Below are 23,344 nucleotides of genomic sequence, written 5' to 3'. Positions count from 1 at the left end.
TTGCCGAATGCCGACGACTACGTTGAGGTGAAGAGATGCCGTTGACCCCCGAGGACGTGCGGAACAAGCAGTTCACGACCGTCCGCCTCCGAGAAGGCTATGACGAGGACGAGGTCGATGCCTTCCTCGATGAGGTCGAAGCCGAACTGACCCGCCTGCTCCGCGAGAACGAGGACCTGCGGGCCAAACTGGCCGCGGCCACGCGCGCTGCTGCTCAGAACCAGCAGAACATGCGCAAGCCCCCGGAGGGTCCCGGCGGTCCCGGTCCGCAGGATCAGCAGCAGGGCATGCCTCCGCAGGGGATGCGCGGTCCGGGTGCTCCCGTACCCGCCGGCATATCGGGCCCGCCGCAGCAGCAGATGGGTGGCCCCATGGGTGGTCCGCCCCAGCTGCCGAGCGGTGCCCCGCAGCTGCCCGCTGGTCCCGGCGGCGGTCAGGGTGGTCCCCAGGGTCCCGGTCCGATGGGCCAGGGTCCGATGGGGCAGGGCCCCATGGGTCAGGGACAGATGGGGCAGGGCCCCATGGGCGGCCAGCCCCCCATGCAGCAGCAGATGGGTGGCCCGATGGGCGGCCCCATGGGCGGTCCGATGGGCGGCCCCGGTCAGGGCCCTGGTGGCGACAGCGCCGCCCGTGTCCTCTCGCTGGCCCAGCAGACCGCCGACCAGGCGATCGCCGAGGCCCGCTCCGAAGCCAACAAGATCGTCGGCGAGGCCCGCAGCCGCGCCGAGGGCCTCGAGCGTGACGCCCGTGCCAAGGCCGACGCGCTCGAGCGGGACGCGCAGGAGAAGCACCGCGTCGCGATGGGCTCTCTGGAGTCCGCCCGCGCCACGCTGGAGCGCAAGGTCGAGGACCTGCGCGGCTTCGAGCGCGAGTACCGTACGCGCCTGAAGTCGTACCTCGAGTCCCAGCTGCGTCAGCTGGAGACCCAGTCCGACGACTCTCTGGCCCCGCCGCGTACCCCGGCGACCGCGTCGCTTCCGCCGTCCCCGGCGCCCTCCATGGCACCGGCCGGCGCGAGCGCCCCGTCGTACGGCGGCAACCCGACCATGGGTGGCGCCCCGGCTCCCGCTGCTCCGTCCTACGGCGGCCAGCAGCAGATGTCCCCGGCGATGACCCAGCCGATGGCACCGGTGCGGCCGCAGGGCCCGTCGCCGATGGGGCAGGCTCCCTCGCCGATGCGTGGGTTCCTCATCGACGAGGACGACAACTGACGGCCGCCACGGCCACTAGTACGCCGTAGGCGTCGGCAGCGTTCAAAAGGGCGGGGCCCCGGATCTCGATCCGGGGCCCCGCCCTTTTATGCGCGTTGACCAATGTTCGAGCCCCGCCGCCGGACATGCTGGAGGGCCCGGCTTCCCCGAGTGGGAAGCCGGGCCCTCGTCGGTGCTCGCGCCGGAGCGCGCCCTTACGCCTTGCGCAGGCGGAACGTGAGGGACAGGCCCTCGTCGGTGAACGGCTCACCGTAGGCGTCGTCCGCCTCGCCCTGGCCGAAGTCGGCGGCCAGGACCTCGTCGGCGATCAAGGCCGCGTGCTCGGTGAGGGCCGCGATGACCGCCGGGTCCGTGGACGTCCAGCGCAGGGCGATACGGTCGGCCACGTCGAAGCCGCTGTTCTTGCGGGCCTCCTGGATCAGACGGATCGCGTCGCGGGCCAGGCCCGCCTGACGCAGCTCCTCCGTGATCTCCAGGTCGAGGGCGACCGTGGCACCCGAGTCGGAGGCCACCGACCAGCCCTCGCGCGGGGTCTCCGTGATGATCACCTCGTCCGGCGCGAGGGTGATCGTCTCACCGTCGACCTGGACCGACGCCGTACCCTCGCGCAGGGCCAGGGACAGCGCGGCCGCGTCCGCGCTCGCGACGGCCTTGGCCACCTCCTGGACGCGCTTGCCGAAGCGCTTGCCCAGGGCGCGGAAATTGGCCTTCGCGGTCGTGTCGACCAGGCTGCCGCCGACCTCGCTCAGCGAGGCCAGGGATGTGACGTTCAACTCCTCCGTGATCTGCGTGTGCAGCTCCCGGTCGAGGGCGTCGAAGCCGGACGCGGCGATGAGCGCGCGGGAGAGCGGCTGGCGGGTCTTCACGCCCGACTCCGCGCGCGTGGCCCGGCCCAGCTCGACGAGCCGGCGCACCAGCACCATCTGCTTCGACAGCTCGGGGTCGATCGCGGACAGGTCGGCCTCCGGCCAGGAGGCCAGGTGCACCGACTCCGGGGCGCCCGGGGTGACCGGCACGATCAGGTCCTGCCAGACCCGCTCGGTGATGAACGGAGTCAGCGGGGCCATCAGCCTGGTGACCGTCTCGACGACCTCGTGCAGGGTGCGCAGCGCCGCCTTGTCGCCCTGCCAGAAGCGGCGGCGCGAGCGGCGGACGTACCAGTTGGAGAGGTCGTCGACGAACGCCGACAGGAGCTTGCCGGCGCGCTGGGTGTCGTACGCCTCCAGGGACTGCGTCACCTGGTCGGTGAGCGCGTGGAGTTCGGACAGCAGCCAGCGGTCCAGGACGGGGCGGTCGGCCGGCGCCGGATCCGCCTCGCTGGGCGCCCAGTCGGAGGTGCGGGCGTACAGGGCCTGGAAGGCGACCGTGTTCCAGTAGGTGAGGAGCGTCTTGCGGACGACCTCCTGGATGGTGCCGTGGCCCACGCGGCGTGCCGCCCACGGGGAGCCGCCGGCCGCCATGAACCAGCGCACCGCGTCGGCGCCGTGCTGGTCCATCAGCGGGATCGGCTGCAGGATGTTGCCCAGGTGCTTGGACATCTTGCGGCCGTCCTCGGCGAGGATGTGGCCGAGGCAGACCACGTTCTCGTACGAGGACTTGTCGAAGACCAGCGTGCCGACGGCCATCAGCGTGTAGAACCAGCCGCGGGTCTGGTCGATGGCCTCGGAGATGAACTGCGCCGGGTAGCGGCTCTCGAACAGTTCCTTGTTCTTGTACGGGTAGCCCCACTGCGCGAAGGGCATCGAACCCGAGTCGTACCAGGCGTCGATGACCTCCGGCACGCGCGTGGCCGTCTTCTGGCACTTGGGACAGGCGAACGTGACGTCGTCGATGTACGGGCGGTGCGGGTCCAGTCCGGACTGGTCGGTGCCCGTCAGCTCGGTGAGCTCCGCGCGGGAGCCGACCACGGTGAGGTGGTCGTCCTCGCAGCGCCAGATCGGCAGCGGGGTGCCCCAGTAGCGGTTGCGGGACAGCGCCCAGTCGATGTTGTTGTTCAGCCAGTCGCCGTACCGGCCGTGCTTGACCGTGTCCGGGAACCAGTTGGTGTTCTCGTTCTCCTGCAGCAGGCGGTCCTTGACGGCCGTGGTGCGGATGTACCAGGAAGGCTGCGCGTAGTAGAGGAGCGCGGTGTGGCAGCGCCAGCAGTGCGGGTAGCTGTGCTCGTACGGGATGTGCCTGAAGAGGAGGCCGCGCTGCTGGAGGTCCTCCGTGAGCTTTTCGTCCGCCTTCTTGAAGAAGACGCCGCCGACCAGGGGGACGTCCTCCTCGAAGGTGCCGTCGGGGCGCACCGGGTTCACCACGGGCAGGCCGTAGGCGCGGCAGACCTTGAGGTCGTCCTCACCGAAGGCGGGGGACTGGTGGACCAGGCCCGTACCGTCCTCCGTCGTGACGTACTCGGCGTTGACGACGAAATGCGCCGGTGCCGGGAACTCCACGAGCTCGAACGGTCGTTGATAGGTCCAGCGCTCCATTTCGGCGCCGGTGAAGGTCTGACCCGTGGTCTCCCAGCCCTCGCCGAGCGCCTTGCTGACGAGCGGTTCGGCGACGACGAGCTTCTCCTCGCCGTTGCTCGCGACGACGTAGGTGACCTCGGGGTGGGCGGCGACGGCCGTGTTGGAGACCAGCGTCCAGGGAGTCGTCGTCCACACCAGGAGCGCGGCTTCGCCGGCGAGCGGACCGGAGGTGAGGGGGAAACGGACGTACACGGACGGGTCGACGACCGTCTCGTAGCCCTGCGCCAGCTCGTGGTCCGACAGGCCGGTGCCGCAGCGGGGGCACCAGGGGGCGACGCGGTGGTCCTGGACCAGCAGGCCCTTGTTGAAGATCTCCTTGAGCGACCACCAGACCGACTCGATGTACTCGGGGTCCATCGTGACGTAGGCCTCTTCGAGGTCGACCCAGTAGCCCATGCGGGTCGTCAGCTCGGAGAAGGCGTCGGTGTGGCGGAGCACGGAATCACGGCACTTGGCGTTGAACTCCGCGATGCCGTACGCCTCGATGTCCTTCTTGCCGCTGAAGCCGAGCTCCTTCTCCACCGCCAGCTCCACCGGGAGGCCGTGGCAGTCCCAGCCGGCCTTGCGGGCCACGTGGTAGCCCCGCATGGTGCGGAAGCGGGGGAAGACGTCCTTGAAGACGCGCGCCTCGATGTGGTGGGCGCCCGGCATGCCGTTGGCGGTGGGCGGGCCCTCGTAGAACACCCACTCGGGGCGGCCCTCGGACTGCTCCAGGGTCTTGGCGAAGATCTTCTGCTCGCGCCAGAAGTCGAGCACGGCGTGCTCGAGCGCGGGCAGGTCGACCTGGGCGGGCACCTGGCGGTACGTCGGCGATGTCATCAGCGAGTTTCCTCCGGCGGACTTGCTGCCTTCCGTCCGGAGGGACGAGAGTCACGGCCTTCTGTCTGCCGTCCACGCCGACCTCGGCGCGCTCCCGCGGTACCACCCTCCTTGGCTCCCCGGTGCGGGTTGCGCACCTGTGAGCCCCCTCATTGGGGTCGCGATGCCGGTTCTACCGGCCACAGCCCTTCGGCTGCGGCTTTCTTCCGGCGGCTCCGGGGTGATCTTCACGTCGCGCTGGCCCCCGGGCTTCCACCGTCCCCGGGTCGCTCTGGGCTGCGTACGTCGCTACTCGTCCCCATCCACGCTTTTCGCTCCGCCCAGTGTACGGCGCCGCGCGGACAGCGGCCGACCGCTTTTCGCGGCCCGGGGGCGGGGGCGCCGTAGAGACGGAGATGACCCGAATGGAGCGGTACGCGTGTTCGGATTCTGGGACGGGCGGTCCGGCGGATTACCCCGCGGGGAGCTGGGCACAACGCATGCAGGCTTGCGGAGCGGCGCGCGTGAGCCGGGCGAATCGGGCAGTGTGCCCCGTTGCCATGGGACTGAAGTCGATTTATCGTCCCAGCACGATTCGCGTGCAAGATCACAATATGTGAAGGGGCCGCGGCCATGGTGGCGAAGAAGACCGCCGTACAGCAGTCGGCGTCCGACGGGTCCACACAGGCGTCCGGCGGTGCGGCCAAGGATGTGAGCGGGAAGAAGAGCGCGCGGGGAGGGGCCACGGCGCGTGCGGGGAAGACGGTCAGGACGGCTACGGGGACTGCGGCCGGCACGGCGGAGAAGGCCGCGAAGCCGGTGAAGACGGTGCGGGGGGTTGCGGCCGGGGGAGGGACACGGGCTGCCGGCAAGAAGCCGGCCGCCGGGAAGAAGGCCGCCAAGGCGGCGACCGCCTCCGAAACGTCTCGTTCGAGGAAGACGGTCGAGGAGGAAGGGCCCGAGAGACCTGCGGGCACCACGACGGCGGCAGCCGGAAAGAAGGCGGCGGGGGGCAAGGGGGCGGCGGCAGCGGCTGCCAAGGGGGTCGCCGAGAGGCGTGCAGCGGAGAAGGGCACGGCGAAGAAGAGCACGGCGAAGAAGGCGGCGACGGAGAAGCCCGCGGCGAAGAGGACCGTTGCGAAAAAGGCCGCAGCGAAGAAAGCGGCGGCTAAGAAGACCGCCGCTCCTAAGGGTGTTGGCGAGGGGGACGGTCCTGAGGTGGCGGGGGCCGGGGAGGCGGGCGCGAGGAAGGCCGTTGGTGGCAGGGCGGCGGTCGAGAGGGCCGACGTTTCCGAGGGTGTTGGCGAGGGGGGCGCTCCTGAGGTGGCGGGGGCCGGGGAGGCCGGCGCGAGGAAGGCGGTCGGTGGCAGGGCGGCGGTCGAGAGGGCCGACGTTTCCGAGGGCGTTGCCGAGGGGGCGGGTGCCGGGGAGGCGGTTGGTGGCAAGGCGGCTGCTACGAAGGCCGGTGGTCCCAGCGGTGTCGAGGAGCGTGGTCCTGAGGAGGCAGGGGCCCGGAAGGCAGTTGCGGAGACGGCGGGCCGGGGCAGAGCCGTGGCCGTCGGCCGTGAAGGTACGGAACGGGGTACTGGGCAGGCGGGGGCGAAGGAGTCGGCTGTGAAGAGAGCGGCAGGCAAGAGAGACGCAGCCGGGCGAACCGCCGGCCCTGACGCGACCGCCGAACCGGGCAAGGGCGGGCAGGAAGGCGTGGGCAAGAAGGCCGCCGCGAAGAAGAGCGCCGGCAGGAAGGTCGCGGCCGGGACGAGTGCCGCGGCCAAGAGCACGGTCACGAAACGTGAGAGCGCGGTCGAGGCGACCGCGCCTGCGAAGGGTGACGGCGCCCAGCGGGCGGGTAGGGAGACCGCTGTCGCGAAGCGTGGGGGCAGGAAGAGCACGGCCAAGAAGGCGGGCGCGGCCAAGGCCGCGGAGCAGACGGGAGCCACGACGGTGGTTGCGAAGAAGACTCCTGGCACGGCCGCGGCGGCCAAGACCGCCGTACCCAAGGCACGGATCGCCGCGGCGGAGCCGGGCGAGCTTGCGGTGCGCCCCGGTGAGGAGCCCTGGACCCCGGAGGAGGTCGAGGAGGCCCGCGCCGAGCTGCTGTCCGAGATGGAGCGGCTGCGTGACGAGATCAGCTCGTCCGAGAGCGCCGTCGCCGGTCTGATGCGGGACTCGGGGGACGGCGCGGGCGACGACCAGGCGGACACCGGCACCAAGAACATCACGCGCGAGCACGAGCTGGCCCTCGCGGCCAACGCGCGCGAGATGCTCACGCAGACCGAGCGCGCCCTGGTACGGCTGGACGCCGGCACCTACGGCCTGTGCGAGAACTGCGGCAATCCCATCGGCAAGGCCCGGATGCAGGCGTTCCCGCGGGCCACCCTGTGCGTGGAGTGCAAGCAGAAGCAGGAACGCCGGTACTGAGGCGGTACGCGCGCGTGTCGTACCCTCGTCCTCAGTCAGGTACCTAGGTTGAAGGACTCACGTGGCAGAGGCGGAGCGCATCATCGGTACGCCGGACACCCCAGAGGCGGCGGGGACCGAGCCGGAGCAGGGCGAGACCGCACGCCCCAGGGGAAAGCGCCGTATCGCCGTGCTGTTCGCGGTCGCCGCTTTCGCGTACGCCCTCGACCTGGTCAGCAAGATGATCGTGGTCGCCAAGCTGGAGCACCACGCGCCGATCCGGATCATCGGGGACTGGCTGCAGTTCGAGGCGATCCGCAACGCGGGCGCGGCCTTCGGCTTCGGCGAGGCCTTCACCGTGATCTTCACGCTGATCGCGGCGGCCGTGATCGTGGTGATCGCCCGGCTCGCCCGCAAGCTCTACAGCCTGCCCTGGGCGGTCGCGCTCGGCCTGCTGCTCGGCGGTGCGCTCGGCAACCTCACCGACCGGATCTTCCGCTCGCCCGGCGTCTTCGAGGGCGCCGTAGTCGACTTCATCTCACCCAAGGGCTTCGCCGTCTTCAACCTGGCTGACTCGGCGATCGTGTGCGGCGGCATCCTGATCGTGCTGCTGTCGTTCAAGGGGCTCGACCCGGACGGCACCGTCCACAAGGACTGAGTCCGAGTTTTCCACAGGCTCGTTCGGGGCGGTTGGTGCTGTCCGGCATACTCGACGGGTGAGCACGATTCCCGAGATCCGTACCCTGCCCGTGCCCGACGGCCTGGAGGGCGAGCGCGTCGACGCCGCCATCTCCCGGATGTTCGGCTTCTCCCGGACGAAGGCGGCCGAGCTCGCCGCCGCGGGGAAGGTCACGGTCGACGGGTCGGTGGTCGGCAAGTCCGAGCGGGTGAGCGGGGGCGCCTGGCTCGAGGTCGAGATGCCGCAGGCACCCTCGCCCGTGCAGATCGTCGCGGAGCCGGTCGAGGGCATGGAGATCGTCTACGACGACGACGACGTGGTCGTGATCGTCAAGCCGGTCGGCGTTGCCGCCCACCCCAGCCCCGGCTGGACGGGGACGACCGTCATCGGCGGCCTCGCCGCGGCCGGCTACCGCATCTCCACCTCCGGCGCCGCCGAGCGCCAGGGCATCGTGCACCGCCTCGACGTCGGCACCTCGGGCCTGATGGCGGTCGCCAAGTCGGAGCGCGCGTACACCTCGCTCAAGCGCCAGTTCAAGGAGCGCACGGTCGACAAGCGCTACCACACGCTCGTCCAGGGCCACCCCGACCCGACCAGCGGCACCATCGACGCACCCATCGGCCGCCACCCCAACCACGACTACAAGTGGGCGGTCACGGCCGACGGAAAGGCCTCGGTCACGCACTACGACCTCATCGAGGCGTTCCGCGCGGCCTCGCTGCTCGACGTCAAGCTCGAGACCGGGCGCACCCACCAGATCCGCGTCCACATGGCCGCCCACCGCCACCCCTGCGTCGGCGACCTGACATACGGCGCCGACCCGACGCTCGCCAAGCGGCTGCACCTGACCCGCCAGTGGCTGCACGCCGTGCGGCTCGGCTTCGAGCACCCCGGGGACGGCCAGTGGGTGGAGTTCGAGAGCGACTACCCGGCCGACCTGCAGAAGGCACTCGACCAGGTCCGCGAGGAGACGTACGGATGAGCACGCACGCGTACGTGGTGCGCGTCGCCGAGGACCTCGCCGACCGGGAGGCGTGCTTCGCGGTGCGCAAGGAGGTCTTCGTGGGCGAGCAGGGTGTCCCGGAGGATCTCGAGTACGACGCGTACGACGCCGTTGCCGTGCATGTGCTGGCCGTGCGGGAGGACGGGATGCCGCTCGGCACCGGGCGGCTGCTGTACGGCGAGGCGGCCGCGGCCAAGGTCGACGGCGACCTGACGGTGGGGTCGCTCGGGCGGCTCGCTGTCGCAAAGGAGGCCCGCGGGCTCGGCGTCGGCATCGCTCTCGTGCGGGCCATCGAGGACGCGGCACGCGCGCGTGGGCTCGCGGCGGTGGACCTCCACGCGCAGACGCATGCCCTGGGGTTCTACGAGCGGCTCGGATACGAGGCGTACGGGCCGGAGTACCCGGAGGCGGGCATCCCGCACCGGGCCATGCGGCGCGCTCTGTAGCAGCGCCCGAAAACGATCGCGCGGACGGCTCGTGGCAGGCTTGAAAGCCGCTGCCCGTACGTCGACCTTCCCGGAGTGCTGACCGTGGATCAGTTGGCCCTGCTGTTCGTGCTGTTGCTCGGGGCCCTGGTGAGCGTCCCGGTCGGGGACCGGTTCGGGCTGCCGGCGCCGGTGCTGATGACCCTCTTCGGGATCGTGCTCGCCGTGGCCGACTTCGTGCCGAACGTCGACGTCCCGCCGGATCTGATCCTGCCCCTGCTGCTCCCGCCGCTGCTGTACGCGGCGGCACGGCGCACGTCCTGGCGGCAGTTCGCGGCCAACCGGCGGCCGATCTTCCTGCTGGCGGTGGCGCTGGTCTTCGTCACCACCGTGTGCGTGGCCGTCGTGGCGCACACGATCGTGCCGGGGCTGCCCGTCGCCGCCGCCGTGGCGCTCGGCGCGCTCGTCGCACCGCCCGACCCGGTCGCCGCGACCGCGGTCGCCGGACAGCTCGGGCTGCCGCGCCGGCTCGTGTCCATCCTGGAGGGCGAGGGCCTGTTCAACGACGTCACCGCGATCGTGCTGTACCACGTGGCGATCGCCGCCGCCGTCAGCGGCAGCTTCACACCGGGGCGGGCCGCGCTCGACCTGGTGCTCTCGGCCGTGGTGGCCGTGGCGGTGGGGCTCGCACTCGGCTGGGGAGCCAACAGGCTCATGGATCTGCTGGGCGACCCGACCCTGCAGATCGGGATGACGCTGCTCGTGCCGTACGCCTCGTACGTCCTCGCGGAGGAGCTGCACGGCTCCGGTGTGCTCGCCGTGCTCACGACCGCCCTGTTCCTCGCCGAGTACGCCACTGATGCCGACGACGTGCTGACACGGCTGACGGGGCACGCGTTCTGGGACATCGTCGACACGCTCGTCACGGGCGTCGCCTTCGGGCTGATCGGCCTCGAACTGCACAACGCGATCCGGACGGCGTCCGGTCGGTGGGCCGAGATGCTCGGCTGGGCGGGCGTGATCGTGGCCGTCGTGGTCGTCGTACGTCTGGTGTACCTGCTGCCGGCGACCTGGCTCACCAAGCGGCTGCACGCGAAACGGGACTACGACGAGGACATCCCGATGAGCGTGCGGGAGACCGTCGTCATGTGGTGGTCGGGCATGCGGGGAGTGGCCTCGGTGGCGTTGGCACTGGCGATTCCGCTGAGGACCGACGACGGTTCGGCCTTCCCCGACCGGGACGAGATCGTGTTCATCGCCTTCGGGGTGATCATGGGGACGCTGGTGCTGCAGGGGCTGACCCTGCCGTGGCTGGTGAAGCGGCTGGGGGTGGAGGCCGACACGGAGCGGGAGAAGGAGTTCGAGAAGTCCCTTGCCGTCCGGGCGGCCAAGGCGGCCAAACGGCGGCTGAAGGAGATCGAACAGGTCGAGGAGCTTCCGGAGGAGCTGTCCGAGCAGATGCTGCGGCGGGCCTTCGACATCGGGGTGCGGATCAGCCCGGACATGGGGGACGAGGAGCGGCGGGAGGCGCACGAACACCGCGTGCGCCGGCTGAAGCGGGTGCGGCGGATCCAGGGCGAGATGCTCAGCGCGGCGCGGCACGAGGTGCTGGCGGCGCGCAGCGAGCCCGGGGCGGATCCGGAGATCGTGGACCGGGTGCTGCGCCATCTCGACGTGCGGAGTCTGCGGTGACCCCCACGGGTCGTTCGCGGTCGGCGGCTTGCGGTGCGTAGGGTCGGATCATGGCTCGCAATGTTGTGATCAGCGGTGGTGGAACGGGAATTGGACTTGCCGCGGCGCAGGTCTTCGCGGCGGACGGGGATCGGGTCCTGCTGCTCGGGCGACGGGCGGAGGTGCTGGCGAAGGCCGGGGTGCCGGGTGCTTCGACCTACGCGGCGGATCTGAGCGATCCGGCTGCGGTGCGTGGGGTCGCCGACTTGGTGGAGCGGGAGTTCGGCACCGTGGATGTACTGATCCACGGTGCCGGGGGCACCGGGCAGCTGGAGCCCGCAGCCGAGAGCGACGACCCGCTCGACCGTGTCGCACACAACTGGACCGTCAACTTCCGCATCAACACCCTCACCGCGGCCCTGCTCACGGAGGCCCTGAAGGACCGGCTGGCCACGCCGGGCGGACGGGTGCTGTTCGTCAGCTCCATCGCCGCCTACCGGGGGTCCGGCAGCGGGGCGTACGCGGGCGCCAAGGCCGCGCTGCACCCGTACGCCCATGACCTTGCCCGGGAGCTGGGGCCGCGCGGGATCACCGCGAACGTGGTCGCGCCCGGGTACATCGAGGACACCGAGTTCTTCGGGCCGCGGATCGACCCGGCGCGGCGCGCACGGCTCGTCGACGACACCCTGGACAAGCGCGCCGGCACCCCCGGCGACGTGGCGTCGACCCTGCACTGGCTCGCCTCCCCGGGGGCCGGGCATGTCACCTCGCAGGTGGTCCAGGTCAACGGGGGTGCGGAGCGCGGCCACTGAGGCCGTTCAGCCGCGGCCGGTCCTCGGCTGCTCGGGTGTGCGGCGTGCCGCGCCGTCCGGGGAGCCGTCGGGGGAGCGCCGGCTCGCCGGCAGGGCCGCGTCCGAGGTGTTGACGCGGGGCAGGGCGTACGGGTGCCGTTCGCACAGCCAGCGGACCATCTGCTCGCGGACGGTGACCCGTACCGTCCATATGTCGTCCGCGTCCTTGGCCGTCACCAGGGCCCGCACCTGCATGGTGGTCGGGGTGGTGTCCGTGACGGCCAGGCCGTAGTCGCGGCCGTCCCAGGCCGAGCACTCGCGCAGGATGTCGCGGAGCTTCTCGCGCATCAGTTCCACCGGCGCCGAGTGGTCGAGATGCCAGTAGACGATGCCCGTCATCTGGGTGCCGCCGCGGGACCAGTTCTCGAAGGGCTTCGAGGTGAAGTACGAGACCGGCATGGTGATCCGGCGCTCGTCCCAGGTCCGCACGGTCAGGAACGTCAGCGTGATCTCCTCGACCGTGCCCCACTCGCCGTCCACGACGACCGTGTCGCCGAGCCGCACCATGTCGCCGAAGGCGATCTGCAGGCCCGCGAACAGGTTGCTGAGCGTCGACTGGGCGGCGACACCGGCGACGATGCCGAGGATGCCGGCCGAGGCCAGCAGCGAGGCGCCCGCGGCACGCATCGCCGGGAACGTCAGCAGCATCGCGGCCGCGGCCACCACGCCGACGATCGCCGCGACCACCCGCATGATCAGCGACACCTGGGTGCGCACGCGCCGCACGCGGGCCGGATCGCGGTGCAGGCGGGCGTAACGGGAGTAGGACGTCTCCACGACGGCCGCCGCGATCCGGATCACCAGCCAGGCCGTCGACCCGATCAGCACCAGGGTCAGCGTCCGGCCGACGCCGACCTGGTGCTCCGGCAGCAGCTGTGCCTCGTCGTAGGAGCCTCTGAGCATGGCCGAGCACAGGACCAGCTGGTAGGGGATGCGGCCGCGGCGCAGCAGACCCCACAGCGGGGTCTCGCCGTGCCGCTCGTCGGCCTTGCGCAGCAGCAGGTCGGTGGCCCAGCCGATGAGCAGCGTGAGCACGACCGAGCCGCCGATCACGATCAGCGGGCGGAGTACGTTCTCCATGCCTGCGAACCTAACCGGCCCCGGGGGGTCATGAACATGTGAGTTCGGGCTCGTAGGGGGTACGGCCGCGCGGCAGGGTTGTCAGTCCCGGCTGGCACGATGGCCTCATGAACATCATGCTCTTTCACTCGACCTACGGTCTGCGGCCCGCGGTGCGCGAGGCTGCGGACCGGCTGCGCGGCGCCGGGCACGAGGTGTGGACCCCGGACCTCTTCGACGGGCTTACGTTCGAGACGGTCGAGGAGGGCATGGCCTTCAAGGACGAGATCGGCAAGGACGAGCTGCTCAAGAGAGCCGTCCTGGCCGCCGCGCCCTACTCGGAGCGGGGCCTTGTGTACGCCGGGTTCTCGCTCGGCGCGTCCATCGCGCAGACCCTTGCGCTCGGCGACGAGAAGGCGCGCGGGCTGCTGCTCCTGCACGGCACGTCGGACATCGCGCCCAATGTGTCCGTGGACGACCTGCCGGTCCAGCTGCATGTCGCCGAGCCGGACCCGTTCGAGACAGACGACTGGCTGAGCGCCTGGTATCTGCAGATGGGCCGAGCGGGCGCGGACGTCGAGGTCTACAGATACGCGGGGGCGGGTCACCTCTACACCGACCCCGGGCTGCCGGACTACGACGAGGAGGCCGCCGAGGCCACCTGGCGGGTGGCGCTCGGCTTCCTCGAGACCCTCTAGGAGCCCCCTATACGGGGTCGTAGGTCCGCTCGACCTTCTGGGTGCCGGTGCGCGTGCGGTACGAACGGGCCCAGGAGGACGTCGCGGCGGCCTTCGTGCGGTCGGACAGGACGTAGTAGTCCATCTGGGCGCGCTCGGCGGTGATGTCCAGGACGCCGTAGCCGTGGCGGTCGGTGTCGACCCAGTGGACGTGCCGGTTGGCGGCGCGGATGATCGGCGAGGCGATCGCGGAGACGGTGCCTTCGGGGACCTTCACGATGTCGTCGAGGTTGTCGGAGGTCACCGAGGTGATGACGAACTCCGTGGCGGCCGACGCCGACAGCGGGTACGTCCCGGCGTCCACGGGCACGTCGTTGGCCCACGCCATGTGGATGTCGCCGGTCAGGAAGACGGTGTTGCCGATCGCGTTCGAGCGCAGATGGGCCAGCAGCTCGCGCCGGTCGTCGGTGTAGCCGTCCCACTGGTCGGTGTTGGCGGCGATCCCCTCCTGCGGCAGCCCGAGCAGCTTGGCGAGCGGCTTGAGCAGGTCGGCGGAGAGCGAGCCGAAGGAGAACGGCGAGATCATCACCGAGTTGCCGACCAGCCGCCAGGTGGTGTCGGAGGCCTTCAACCCGGCCTTCAGCCAGTCGAGTTGGGCCCGCCCGGTGATCGTACGGTCCGGGTCGTCGACCGATCCGCTGGCCGTGGACGCCTGCTGGGAGCGGAAGGAGCGCAGGTCGAGCAGGGAGAGGTCGGCGAGCTTGCCGAAGCGCAGCCGGCGGTAGGTGGTGCCCGCGATCGCCGGGCGGACCGGCATCCACTCGAAGTAGGCCTGCTTGGCGGCCGCCTTGCGGTCGGTCCAGGTGCCCTCGGCGCCCTCGGTGTGGTTGACCGCGCCACCGGACCACGCGTTGTCGGCGAACTCGTGGTCGTCCCAGATCGCGACGACCGGCGCCTTGTGGTGCAGGGCCTGCAGATCCGGGTCGGTCTTGTACTTGCCGTGCCGGGTGCGGTAGTCGGCGAGCGTGATGATCTCGTTCGTCGGCGCGTGCGGGCGGACGACCGTGCCGCGGGCCGCGTACTCGCCGGACTTGTACTCGTAGATGTAGTCGCCGAGATGGAGCCACGCGTCCAGGTCGCCCCGGGCCGCGAGATGGCGGTACGAGGCGAAGTAGCCGCCCTCCCAGTTGGCGCAGGAGACCACGCCGAAGCGCAGGCCCGGCACGGCGGCGTCGGCGGCGGGCGCCGTGCGGGTGCGGGCGACCGGGGAGTCGGTGGGGCCGGCGGAGAACCGGAACCAGTAGTCGGTGGCCGGCTCCAGGCCCCGGATGTCCGCCTTGACGGTGTGGTCGGAGGCGGCACTGGCCGTGGTCGAGCCCTTGGCGACGATGTTCGTCAGCGCCTTGTCCTTGGCGACGACCCAGCTGACCTCGGTGTCCGGGCCGAGCCCCGAGCCGGGTATGGCCTCGGCGGTGGGCGTCACGCGGGTCCACAGCAGGATGCCGTCGGGCAGCGGGTCACCGGAGGCGACACCGTGCAGGAAGGCGGGAGTGTCCGCGGCCGCGCGGGCCGGGAGCGCGGCGGCGAGCGGCCCGGCCAGGACAGCGGTCGCCGCCGCGGCCTTGACGACCGTACGGCGGCGTGGGGAGAGGGAGTTGATGCCCTCGGACGATGTGGAGGCTCTGTATCGACTGGTCACGGCGCATCAGGTTACTGATCGGTACGTCATGCGCGCCAGTGAATTCCCAAATATGCCATTTGTTTGGTTTGGGTTCCCGAGAATTCCAGGTCGACTAAACCCCGGGGGTCACTGCCGGGCGAGGGCCCGTCGTCGGGAGGGCGGGCGTGGCGGGACCGGGATCCGGTCTGCCCTGCCGGCTTCCGCCTTTCCGCGTCCCACCCCGCCGTCGGTCCTCCCTTTGAAGCGGAACGTGAAATGCGGCACGGTTCGCATTCGCCGTTCGGCGCCGTCCCCATCACGACAAAGCGCCCCCTCGGACCTATTGAAGGAATTCCGAGGGGGCGTTTCAGGCAACCGCGGAACCGGGCGGATGTCAGCCGATTCGGACGCCGGTCAGCAGTGCTTCACCGTGCCCGACTTGAGAGCCAGGTGCCCGTTGTAGATCCATCCCTCGTTCACGCGGACCCACTGGTTGCCGTAGCTGTTGACGGTGAAGCACCAGGCGTTCAGGTCGTGGCCCGGCGCCATGCTTCTCAGCGCCGTGCACTCCGACGCGGGCTCGTTGTACGCCGTCGCGCCGCCCACGACCACGACAACCCCGTTGGATATGTTGCTCGCCGACACGTGGTCGCAGGCCGCGGCGGCCGCCGTGCCCGCGGTCGCCACGTTCACCGCGATGCCGCTCATGGCCAGCGCGGTCGCCCCCAGTGCTCCCGCCAGCTTCTTTTGGAATCCCATGTGCATCCCCGCTTTTTTACCAAGGTGATCTTGTGAACCTTGATTCAACCGGCTGCCGATGGAGCCCACCACAGGGTTTCCGGAAGACATCTGGCCGAAATGTTTCTCGGCGGGAGTGCGACTTCCGACCGACGATTCCCGCCGGAAAGCGACTTCGTCGTTCCGGGGCGGACGGCCCAGGATGGTCAGAGCCCCGGAATGCGGCCGTTGCGGAAGAGGTCGACGAAGATCTGGTGGTCGGCGCGGGCGCCGTAGGAGTGGGCGAACTCCACCAGCCCCGCGGCGAAGCCGTCCTCGTCGCGGGCGATGGCGGCGTCGATGGCGTCCCCGGTGGAGAGCGGAACCAGCGAGTGGCCGCTCTCGTCATCCGCAGACCGTGTCCAGAGCCAGGCGTCTGGGGCCGCTCGCACGAGGCCGTGCTGCACCGGCTGGACGACGTCGGCCCGGTCGATGTGACCCGTGTCGTCCTCGACGCCGCCCACGTCAGGGCTAAAAGGGGGCGAACACACAGGTCCGAGCCCCGTGGACCGGGGCAAGCCGGGTTCCAAGATGCACGTCCTGTCGGACGCGAACGGACTGTGTCTTATGGCGGGTCGGTCACCACGACGGACCAGGCCGAGGGGGGTTACGCGCACTTTGTCGCGAACGGTGACAAGCTCGCCGTCTGTGCTCACAACACGGATGGAATGCGTGCAGTGGCGCGAATCGGCTCGCACCCCTGGATGGCGGATACATCGGGTGACGACGGGGCCTGACCTTTGAGTCGTAAGTCGAATGGGAAGTGTCTCGGACCTGAAGCCGGCCCGTGACACTTCCCACTTCCGTGGGCTGCGGAACTAAGAGCTGAGAGCCTTCTTTATTGCGGTATTGAAGTCGGTGACCGACATGGGGGCGTTCTTGCCGTCGCTGCCGGTGACAGTCTTGCCGTCCATAAGCAGCGTCGGGGTCCCCTGGAAACCGTACTTCTTTCCATCCGTGTCGAACTTGCTGCTCATCACGAGGGCCCACTTGTCGTAGGTCCCCTTCTTCACGGCATTCTGGAACGCTGTGTTGTTCTTGAGGGCGCTCACCGTGTTCGCCACCTTGATCAGGTAGTCGTCGCTCTTGAACTTGTCGTCCTGCTCGTCCGGGTGGTATTTCGTCGAGTAGAGAGCGGTCTTGTATTCGAGGAAGGCCTCGGGGCTGACGTTCAGGGCCGCGCCCAGTGCACTCAGCGCGTTCTTGGAGCCCTCGCCCGGGATGTTGTTGTCGATGAACGTGGCGCCGACGAACTGAATTTTGAACTTGCCGGCATCGAGATCCTTCTTGACCGTCGAGCCGACCGTCTGCTCGAACTGGGCGCAAACCGGGCAGCGCGGGTCCTCGTACATCACGAGGGTCTTCTTGGCGGTGCTCTTTCCGATGACGACGGTCGTACCGTCCGTCCCCGTGCTGTTGGCCGGCTTGACCAGATTCTCCTTTTTCACCGCATCCCAGCCGCTGGGCTTGTTGGCCTGGACGACGGCGTAACCTATGCCGCCGGCCGCCGCCAGTACGGCCACGACCGAACCGGCCACGATGGCCTGCCGCTTGGCCTTGGCCCTCTTGGCCTGGCGCTCGCGCTCCTGCCGCAGCCGCTCTCGGGCCGCCGTCTTCGAGGCCTGGCTGTTCCGCTTGCTCATGTCGGTGTTCTCCATGTGGGACGCGCACGCGTATACGTCGTACGCGGGATACGTGTGGGGGACTGGTCGTGCTCAGGTGCTGTGCGCAGTGACGGTGCGGGCTGTGCCGCGCACCAGGGGTCGCTCAGGCGAAGACGACCGAGCACGGCGGTCCACGCCGTCCCAGGGAGTGCACGAGGATCCGCTCGCGGGCGCCGGCCGCGCGGCTGCCGGTGTGCCGTACGCGCCGCACCGGTTCGGCGGGCCGGACGGTCACCGCGGCGACCGCCAGCAGCAGCGGACGGAAGGTGGTCGCGGTCACCGCGCGGACCAGCTGGGCCAGCGCCCGCTCGCCGCGGCGCAGCCAGGCGGCGGCCAGCAGGCCGACGCCGACGTGAGCGGCCAGCAGCAGCCAGGCGGTGGCCGGGTCGGCGTGGGCGAGCAGGGCGCCGAGCCGGTCGGTGCCGGTGCCGGTCACGCGGGCCAGCGGGGCGGTTGCCCCGGTGCCGATGCCGGTGCCGTTGCCGCACAGCACGTCGAAGCCGACCGAGCGCAGGGGGCCGGCGACGGGGCCGCCCGCGCGGCCGTAGCACACGTGCTGGCCGGTGGTGAAGACCGTGTCGGCGGCCAGCTCCAGCGGGATCAGCAGGGCGGCGATCCGCGCGAACCCGCGCTCGCGCCCGGCCAGGGCGTAGGCGACCGTGAACACGGTGGCGGCGACCGCGGCCACCGTGTTGAGCGGCAGCGGGACCCGCGACAGCAGCACGTGCGACGCGGTGCTGAGCGTCACGACCAAAGCCGTGAACAGCGCCGCGCGAAGCGCTCTGATGCGGGTCCCGGATATGTCCATAGCGTGGAGAGTCTGTCACGTGGTCCTGTAAGGGACCCCTAAATGCTCCCTGTGAGATTAAGGACTGTCAGAGCCCCGGGATCCGGCCGTTGCGGAACAGGTCCACGAAGATCTGGTGGTCGGCACGCGCCCGTGCGCCGTAGCCGTGCGCGAAGTCGGTCAGCACGCCCGCGAAACCGTCCTCGTCGGCGGCGATCGCCGCGTCGATGGCGCGCTCGGTGGAGAACGGCACCAGGGACTCGCCGGACTGGTCGTCCGCCGCCGCGTGCATGGTGGCCGTGGCCCGGCCCAGGTCGGCCACGACGGCCGCGATCTCCTCGGGGTCGTCGATGTCGCCCCAGTCCAGGTCGACGGCGTACGGCGACACCTCGGCGACCAGCTGGCCCGCGCCGTCCAGTTCGGTCCAGCCCAGCCACGGGTCGGCGTGCGCCTGCAGGGCGCGCTGCGAGATCACCGTGCGGTGGCCCTCGTGCTGGAAGTAGTCGCGGATCGCAGGGTCGGTGATGTGCCGGGAGACGGCCGGGGTCTGGGCCTGCTTGATGTAGATCACCACATCGTTCTCCAGGGCGTCGCTGTGGCCCTCGAGAAGGATGTTGTACGACGGCAGCCCGGCCGATCCGATGCCGATGCCCCGGCGTCCGACCACGTCCTTCACCCGGTACGAGTCGGGGCGGGCCAGGGAGGAGTCCGGCAGCGTCTCCAGATAGCCGTCGAAGGCCGCGAGGACCTTGTAGCGGGTCGCCGCGTCCAGCTCGATCGAGCCGCCGCCGGGCGCGAAGCGGCGCTCGAAGTCGCGGATCTCCGTCATGGAGTCCAGCAGCCCGAAGCGGGTGAGGGAGCGCGCGTCACGCAGGGCGTCCAGGAGCGGCCCCTGCGCGGTGTCGAGCGTGAACGGAGGCACCTCGTCGCTCTTCGCACCGGTCGCCAGGGCATGGATGCGCTCGCGGTACGCGCCCGCGTACACCTCGACCAGCTCGGTGATCTGGTCGTCGGCGAGCGCCTTCGCGTAGCCGATGAGGGCGATGGAGGCGGAGAAGCGCTTCAGGTCCCAGGTGAAGGGGCCGACGTACGCCTCGTCGAAGTCGTTGACGTTGAAGATCAGGCGGCCGTTCGCGTCCATGTACGTGCCGAAGTTCTCCGCGTGCAGATCGCCGTGGATCCACACGCGCGAAGTGCGCTCGTCGAGGTACGGGCCGCCCCGCTTTTCGGCGTCCAGGTCGTGGTAGAAGAGGCACGCCGTACCCCGGTAGAACGCGAAGGCCGAGGCCGCCATCTTCCGGAACTTCACGCGGAACGCTGCCGGGTCGGCGGCCAGGAGCCGGCCGAAGGCGGTGTCGAAGACGGCGAGGATCTCCTCGCCGCGCTGCTCGTCGTTGAGCTGGGGAACCGACATCGCGGGGTGCCTCCTGGTGCATGGATGTGTACGACGGCGTTTCTGTTTTTCCAACGGTCGAGGGTGCGCGGAAGTGCCCGCGATCCTCGCAGTGAAGGTACGCGGGGCAGCCCCCGGATTGTCAGTCCCGAGGCATAGACTTCGACGCTGACCCCAGGACTGTCCGCCTACCCATCACCCAGCGTTTCCCTTGGAGGCCCGACCGTGTCAAAGCCGCCGTTCACGCACCTGCACGTCCACACCCAGTACTCGCTGCTGGACGGTGCCGCGCGGCTGAAGGACATGTTCAACGCGTGCAACGAGATGGGCATGACCCATATCGCCATGTCCGACCACGGCAACCTCCACGGGGCGTACGACTTCTTCCATTCCGCGAAGAAGGCCGGGGTCACCCCGATCATCGGGATCGAGGCATATGTCGCCCCGGAGTCCCGGCGTAACAAGCGCAAGATCCAGTGGGGCCAGCCGCACCAGAAGCGCGACGACGTGTCCGGTTCCGGTGGTTACACCCACAAGACGATCTGGGCGGCGAACGAGACCGGTCTGCACAACCTCTTCCGCCTCTCCTCGGACGCGTACGCCGAGGGCTGGCTGCAGAAGTGGCCCCGTATGGACAAGGAGACCATCTCCCAGTGGTCCGAGGGCCTGATCGCCTCCACCGGCTGCCCGTCCGGCGAGCTCCAGACCCGGCTGCGCCTCGGCCAGTACGACGAGGCGCTGAAGTCGGCCGCCGAGTACCAGGACATCTTCGGCAAGGACCGCTACTTCCTGGAGCTGATGGACCACGGCATCGACATCGAGCGCCGGGTCCGCGACGGCCTCCTCGACATCGGCAAGAAGCTCGGCATCCCGCCGCTGGTCACCAATGACTCGCACTACACGTACGCGCACGAGGCGACCGCCCACGACGCCCTGCTGTGCATCCAGACCGGCAAGAACCTCTCCGACCCGGACCGCTTCAAGTTCGACGGCACCGGCTACTACCTGAAGTCCACGGACGAGATGTACGCCATCGACTCCTCGGACGCCTGGCAGGAGGGCTGCCGCAACACCCTCCTGGTGGCCGAACAGGTCGACACCGCCGGCATGTTCGAGGCGAAGAACCTCATGCCGAAGTTCGACATCCCCGAGGGCTACACCGAGGTCACCTGGTTCAAGGAGGAGGTCCGCCGCGGCATGGAGCGCCGCTTCCCCGGCGGCATCCCCGAGGACCGCCAGAAGCAGGTCGAGTACGAGATGGACGTCATCATCCAGATGGGGTTCCCCGGCTACTTCCTCGTCGTCGCCGACTTCATCATGTGGGCCAAGAACAACGGCATCGCGGTCGGCCCCGGCCGAGGCTCCGCAGCCGGCTCGATCGTGGCGTACGCCATGGGCATCACCGACCTCGACCCGATCCCGCACGGCCTGATCTTCGAGCGGTTCCTCAACCCCGAGCGCGTCTCCATGCCCGACGTCGACATCGACTTCGACGAGCGTCGGCGCGTCGAGGTGATCAGGTACGTGACCGAGAAGTACGGCGCCGACAAGGTCGCCATGATCGGCACGTACGGCAAGATCAAGGCCAAGAACGCGATCAAGGACTCCGCGCGCGTGCTGGGCTACCCGTACGCGATGGGCGACCGCATCACCAAGGCGATGCCCGCCGACGTCCTCGGCAAGGGCATCGACCTCAACGGCATCACCGATCCCTCGCACCCCCGCTACTCGGAGGCGGGCGAGGTCCGCGGGATGTACGAGAACGAGCCCGACGTCAAGAAGGTCATCGACACGGCCAAGGGCGTCGAGGGCCTGGTCCGGCAGATGGGCGTGCACGCCGCCGGCGTGATCATGTCCAGCGAGACCATCACCGAGCACGTGCCCGTCTGGGTGCGGCACACCGACGGCGTGACCATCACACAGTGGGACTACCCGAGCTGCGAGTCGCTCGGCCTGCTGAAGATGGACTTCCTCGGCCTGCGCAACCTGACGATCATGGACGACGCCGTCAAGATGGTGAAGTCCAACAAGGGCATCGACCTGGAGCTGCTGAGCCTCCCGCTGGACGACCCCAAGACCTTCGAACTGCTCCAGCGCGGCGAGACCCTCGGCGTCTTCCAGTTCGACGGCGGCCCCATGCGTTCGCTGCTGCGTCTGATGAAGCCCGACAACTTCGAAGACATCTCCGCCGTCTCCGCGCTCTACCGTCCCGGCCCGATGGGCATGGACTCGCACACCAACTACGCGCTGCGCAAGAACAAGCTCCAGGAGATCACCCCGATCCACAAGGAGCTCGAAGAGCCCCTCAGGGAGGTCCTGGACGTCACCTACGGCCTGATCGTCTACCAGGAGCAGGTGCAGAAGGCCGCCCAGATCATCGCCGGCTACTCGCTCGGCGAGGCCGACATCCTGCGCCGAGTGATGGGCAAGAAGAAGCCCGACGAGCTGGCGAAGAACTTCACCATCTTCCAGGCAGGCGCCCAGAAGAACGGCTACAGCGACGAGGCGATCCAGGCCCTGTGGGACGTGCTGGTCCCCTTCGCCGGCTACGCCTTCAACAAGGCGCACTCCGCCGCGTACGGACTGGTCTCGTACTGGACCGCCTATCTCAAGGCCAACTACCCGGCCGAGTACATGGCCGCCCTGCTGACCTCCGTGAAGGACGACAAGGACAAGTCGGCGGTCTACCTCAACGAGTGCCGGCGCATGGGCATCAAGGTGCTCCCGCCGAACGTCAACGAGTCGGTGCACAACTTCGCCGCCCAGGGCGACGACGTGATCCTCTTCGGTCTCGAGGCCGTCCGCAACGTCGGCACCAACGTGGTCGAGTCGATCATCAAGAGCCGTCAGGCCAAGGGCAAGTACGCCTCCTTCCCCGACTACCTCGACAAGGTCGAGGCGGTCGCGTGCAACAAGCGCACCACGGAGTCGCTGATCAAGGCGGGCGCGTTCGACACCCTGGGGCACACCCGCAAGGGCCTCACCGCGCACTTCGAGCCGATGATCGACAACGTGGTCGCGGTCAAGCGCAAGGAGGCCGAGGGCCAGTTCGACCTCTTCGGCGGCATGGGCGAGGAGGAGACCAACGAGCCCGGCTTCGGACTGGACGTGGAGTTCACCACCGAGGAGTGGGACAAGACCTATCTGCTCGCCCAGGAGCGGGAGATGCTCGGTCTGTACGTCTCCGACCACCCGCTCTTCGGCCTGGAGCACGTGCTGTCCGACAAGGCCGACGCGGGCATCTCCCAGCTCACCGGCGGTGAGCACGCGGACGGCGCGGTCGTCACCATCGGTGGCATCATCTCGGGCCTGCAGCGCAAGATGACCAAGCAGGGCAACGCCTGGGCGATCGCCACCGTCGAGGACCTCGCGGGCTCCATCGAGTGCATGTTCTTCCCGGCGACCTACCAGCTGGTGTCGACCCAACTCGTCGAGGACGCCGTCGTGTTCGTCAGGGGCCGCCTCGACAAGCGCGAGGACGTGCCGCGGCTGGTGGCGATGGAACTCCAGGTCCCGGACCTGTCCAACGCGGGCACCAACGCGCCCGTGATCCTCACCATCCCGGCGACGAGGGTCACCCCGCCGATGGTCAGCCGCCTCGGCGAGATCCTCAGCCACCACAAGGGCGACAGCGAGGTCCGCATCAAGCTCCAGGGCCCGACCAGGACGACGGTCCTGCGCCTGGACCGGCACCGCGTCAAGCCGGACCCGGCGCTCTTCGGCGACCTGAAGGTGCTGCTCGGACCGTCCTGCCTGGCCGGCTGAGCGACGTACGC

The 23,344-nt window shown here is 69.6% G+C and carries 15 protein-coding genes and 3 pseudogenes; 10 read left to right on the top strand and 8 right to left on the bottom strand.

Annotated elements, in window-relative coordinates; genetic code table 11:
* Positions 1 to 35 precede the first annotated feature (35 nt).
* The gene (locus tag EDD92_RS13650; protein ID WP_030932825.1) at positions 36 to 1,211 is read left to right on the top strand and encodes a DivIVA domain-containing protein; all 1,176 of its coding nucleotides are present in this window, start codon (positions 36 to 38) and stop codon (positions 1,209 to 1,211) included.
* A gap of 194 nt (positions 1,212 to 1,405) precedes the next feature.
* Here EDD92_RS13650 and ileS read toward each other — a convergent pair whose 3' ends face one another.
* Positions 1,406 to 4,543: an isoleucine--tRNA ligase gene (ileS, locus tag EDD92_RS13645; protein ID WP_123964561.1), complete on the bottom strand. Its 3,138-nt coding sequence runs from the start codon at positions 4,541 to 4,543 to the stop codon at positions 1,406 to 1,408.
* A gap of 612 nt (positions 4,544 to 5,155) precedes the next feature.
* Between ileS and EDD92_RS13635 the strand changes: the two genes are divergently transcribed.
* The 6 genes from EDD92_RS13635 (at position 5,156) to EDD92_RS13610 (ending at position 11,512) form a co-directional block, all read left to right on the top strand.
* Complete coding sequence (locus EDD92_RS13635; protein ID WP_123964560.1) at positions 5,156 to 6,943, top strand: TraR/DksA C4-type zinc finger protein; 1,788 nt, start codon at positions 5,156 to 5,158, stop codon at positions 6,941 to 6,943.
* A 61-nt stretch (positions 6,944 to 7,004) separates the two neighbouring features.
* Positions 7,005 to 7,580, top strand: coding sequence for a signal peptidase II (gene lspA / locus EDD92_RS13630; RefSeq protein WP_123964559.1), 576 nt, complete (start codon positions 7,005 to 7,007; stop codon positions 7,578 to 7,580).
* A 58-nt stretch (positions 7,581 to 7,638) separates the two neighbouring features.
* Positions 7,639 to 8,583 (top strand): RluA family pseudouridine synthase, encoded by a 945-nt coding sequence (locus EDD92_RS13625; RefSeq protein ID WP_123964558.1) that lies wholly within the window; start codon positions 7,639 to 7,641, stop codon positions 8,581 to 8,583.
* Positions 8,580 to 9,050, top strand: a complete 471-nt coding sequence (locus tag EDD92_RS13620; RefSeq protein ID WP_123964557.1) for a GNAT family N-acetyltransferase — start codon at positions 8,580 to 8,582, stop codon at positions 9,048 to 9,050. Before EDD92_RS13625 ends, EDD92_RS13620 begins: the two co-directional genes overlap by 4 nt.
* An 84-nt stretch (positions 9,051 to 9,134) precedes the next feature.
* The gene (locus tag EDD92_RS13615; protein WP_123970379.1) at positions 9,135 to 10,721 is read left to right on the top strand and encodes a Na+/H+ antiporter; all 1,587 of its coding nucleotides are present in this window, start codon (positions 9,135 to 9,137) and stop codon (positions 10,719 to 10,721) included.
* A 50-nt stretch (positions 10,722 to 10,771) separates the two neighbouring features.
* Positions 10,772 to 11,512, top strand: a complete 741-nt coding sequence (locus tag EDD92_RS13610; RefSeq protein ID WP_123964556.1) for an SDR family NAD(P)-dependent oxidoreductase — start codon at positions 10,772 to 10,774, stop codon at positions 11,510 to 11,512.
* 6 nt (positions 11,513 to 11,518) lie between these two features.
* Here the strand turns inward: EDD92_RS13610 and EDD92_RS13605 are convergent, their stop codons facing one another.
* The gene (locus EDD92_RS13605) at positions 11,519 to 12,631 is read right to left on the bottom strand and encodes a mechanosensitive ion channel family protein (RefSeq protein WP_123964555.1); all 1,113 of its coding nucleotides are present in this window, start codon (positions 12,629 to 12,631) and stop codon (positions 11,519 to 11,521) included.
* Between the two features lie 68 nt (positions 12,632 to 12,699).
* On the opposite strand from EDD92_RS13605, the pseudogene EDD92_RS13600 reads away from it, so the two are divergent.
* Positions 12,700 to 13,308 (top strand): annotated as a pseudogene (locus EDD92_RS13600) (dienelactone hydrolase family protein); the annotation flags it as partial.
* Positions 13,309 to 13,315: 7 nt separating this feature from the next.
* Here EDD92_RS13600 and EDD92_RS13595 read toward each other — a convergent pair.
* The 3 genes and pseudogenes from EDD92_RS13595 to EDD92_RS13585 all read right to left on the bottom strand — a co-directional run.
* Positions 13,316 to 14,986, bottom strand: a complete 1,671-nt coding sequence (locus tag EDD92_RS13595) for an alkaline phosphatase (RefSeq protein ID WP_123964553.1) — start codon at positions 14,984 to 14,986, stop codon at positions 13,316 to 13,318.
* A gap of 375 nt (positions 14,987 to 15,361) precedes the next feature.
* Complete coding sequence (locus EDD92_RS13590; RefSeq protein WP_123964552.1) at positions 15,362 to 15,706, bottom strand: hypothetical protein; 345 nt, start codon at positions 15,704 to 15,706, stop codon at positions 15,362 to 15,364.
* A gap of 185 nt (positions 15,707 to 15,891) precedes the next feature.
* Positions 15,892 to 16,080 (bottom strand): annotated as a pseudogene (locus EDD92_RS13585) (DUF2252 domain-containing protein); the annotation flags it as partial.
* A gap of 15 nt (positions 16,081 to 16,095) precedes the next feature.
* On the opposite strand from EDD92_RS13585, the pseudogene EDD92_RS13580 reads away from it, so the two are divergent.
* Positions 16,096 to 16,318, top strand: a pseudogene (locus EDD92_RS13580) (IS5/IS1182 family transposase); the annotation flags it as partial.
* A 224-nt stretch (positions 16,319 to 16,542) separates the two neighbouring features.
* Here the strand turns inward: EDD92_RS13580 and EDD92_RS13575 are convergent.
* The 3 genes from EDD92_RS13575 to EDD92_RS13565 form a co-directional block, all read right to left on the bottom strand.
* On the bottom strand, positions 16,543 to 17,367 hold the full coding sequence (locus EDD92_RS13575; RefSeq protein ID WP_123964551.1) for a thioredoxin domain-containing protein: 825 nt from the start codon (positions 17,365 to 17,367) through the stop codon (positions 16,543 to 16,545).
* A gap of 124 nt (positions 17,368 to 17,491) precedes the next feature.
* Positions 17,492 to 18,196: a hypothetical protein gene (locus tag EDD92_RS13570; protein ID WP_123964550.1), complete on the bottom strand. Its 705-nt coding sequence runs from the start codon at positions 18,194 to 18,196 to the stop codon at positions 17,492 to 17,494.
* 67 nt (positions 18,197 to 18,263) lie between these two features.
* Positions 18,264 to 19,589, bottom strand: coding sequence for a DUF2252 domain-containing protein (locus EDD92_RS13565; RefSeq protein WP_123964549.1), 1,326 nt, complete (start codon positions 19,587 to 19,589; stop codon positions 18,264 to 18,266).
* A gap of 204 nt (positions 19,590 to 19,793) precedes the next feature.
* On the opposite strand from EDD92_RS13565, the gene dnaE reads away from it, so the two are divergent.
* On the top strand, positions 19,794 to 23,333 hold the full coding sequence (gene dnaE, locus EDD92_RS13560; RefSeq protein ID WP_123964548.1) for a DNA polymerase III subunit alpha: 3,540 nt from the start codon (positions 19,794 to 19,796) through the stop codon (positions 23,331 to 23,333).
* Positions 23,334 to 23,344 lie beyond the last annotated feature (11 nt).

It is taken from the genome of Streptomyces sp. TLI_185, assembly GCF_003814765.1.
GTDB lineage: Bacteria > Actinomycetota > Actinomycetes > Streptomycetales > Streptomycetaceae > Streptomyces.
This window is presented reverse-complemented; position numbering and strand designations above follow the sequence as displayed.

Bases quoted from the DNA above. Each gene is read 5' to 3' on its own strand.
- EDD92_RS13650 (WP_030932825.1), top strand. From the start codon at position 36: ATGCCGTTGACCCCCGAGGACGTGCGGAACAAGCAGTTCACGACCGTC.
- ileS (WP_123964561.1), bottom strand. From the start codon at position 4,543: ATGACATCGCCGACGTACCGCCAGGTGCCCGCCCAGGTCGACCTGCCC.
- EDD92_RS13635 (WP_123964560.1), top strand. From the start codon at position 5,156: ATGGTGGCGAAGAAGACCGCCGTACAGCAGTCGGCGTCCGACGGGTCC.
- EDD92_RS13620 (WP_123964557.1), top strand. From the start codon at position 8,580: ATGAGCACGCACGCGTACGTGGTGCGCGTCGCCGAGGACCTCGCCGAC.
- EDD92_RS13610 (WP_123964556.1), top strand. From the start codon at position 10,772: ATGGCTCGCAATGTTGTGATCAGCGGTGGTGGAACGGGAATTGGACTT.
- EDD92_RS13605 (WP_123964555.1), bottom strand. From the start codon at position 12,631: ATGGAGAACGTACTCCGCCCGCTGATCGTGATCGGCGGCTCGGTCGTG.
- EDD92_RS13590 (WP_123964552.1), bottom strand. From the start codon at position 15,706: ATGGGATTCCAAAAGAAGCTGGCGGGAGCACTGGGGGCGACCGCGCTG.
- EDD92_RS13575 (WP_123964551.1), bottom strand. From the start codon at position 17,367: ATGAGCAAGCGGAACAGCCAGGCCTCGAAGACGGCGGCCCGAGAGCGG.
- EDD92_RS13570 (WP_123964550.1), bottom strand. From the start codon at position 18,196: ATGGACATATCCGGGACCCGCATCAGAGCGCTTCGCGCGGCGCTGTTC.
- EDD92_RS13565 (WP_123964549.1), bottom strand. From the start codon at position 19,589: ATGTCGGTTCCCCAGCTCAACGACGAGCAGCGCGGCGAGGAGATCCTC.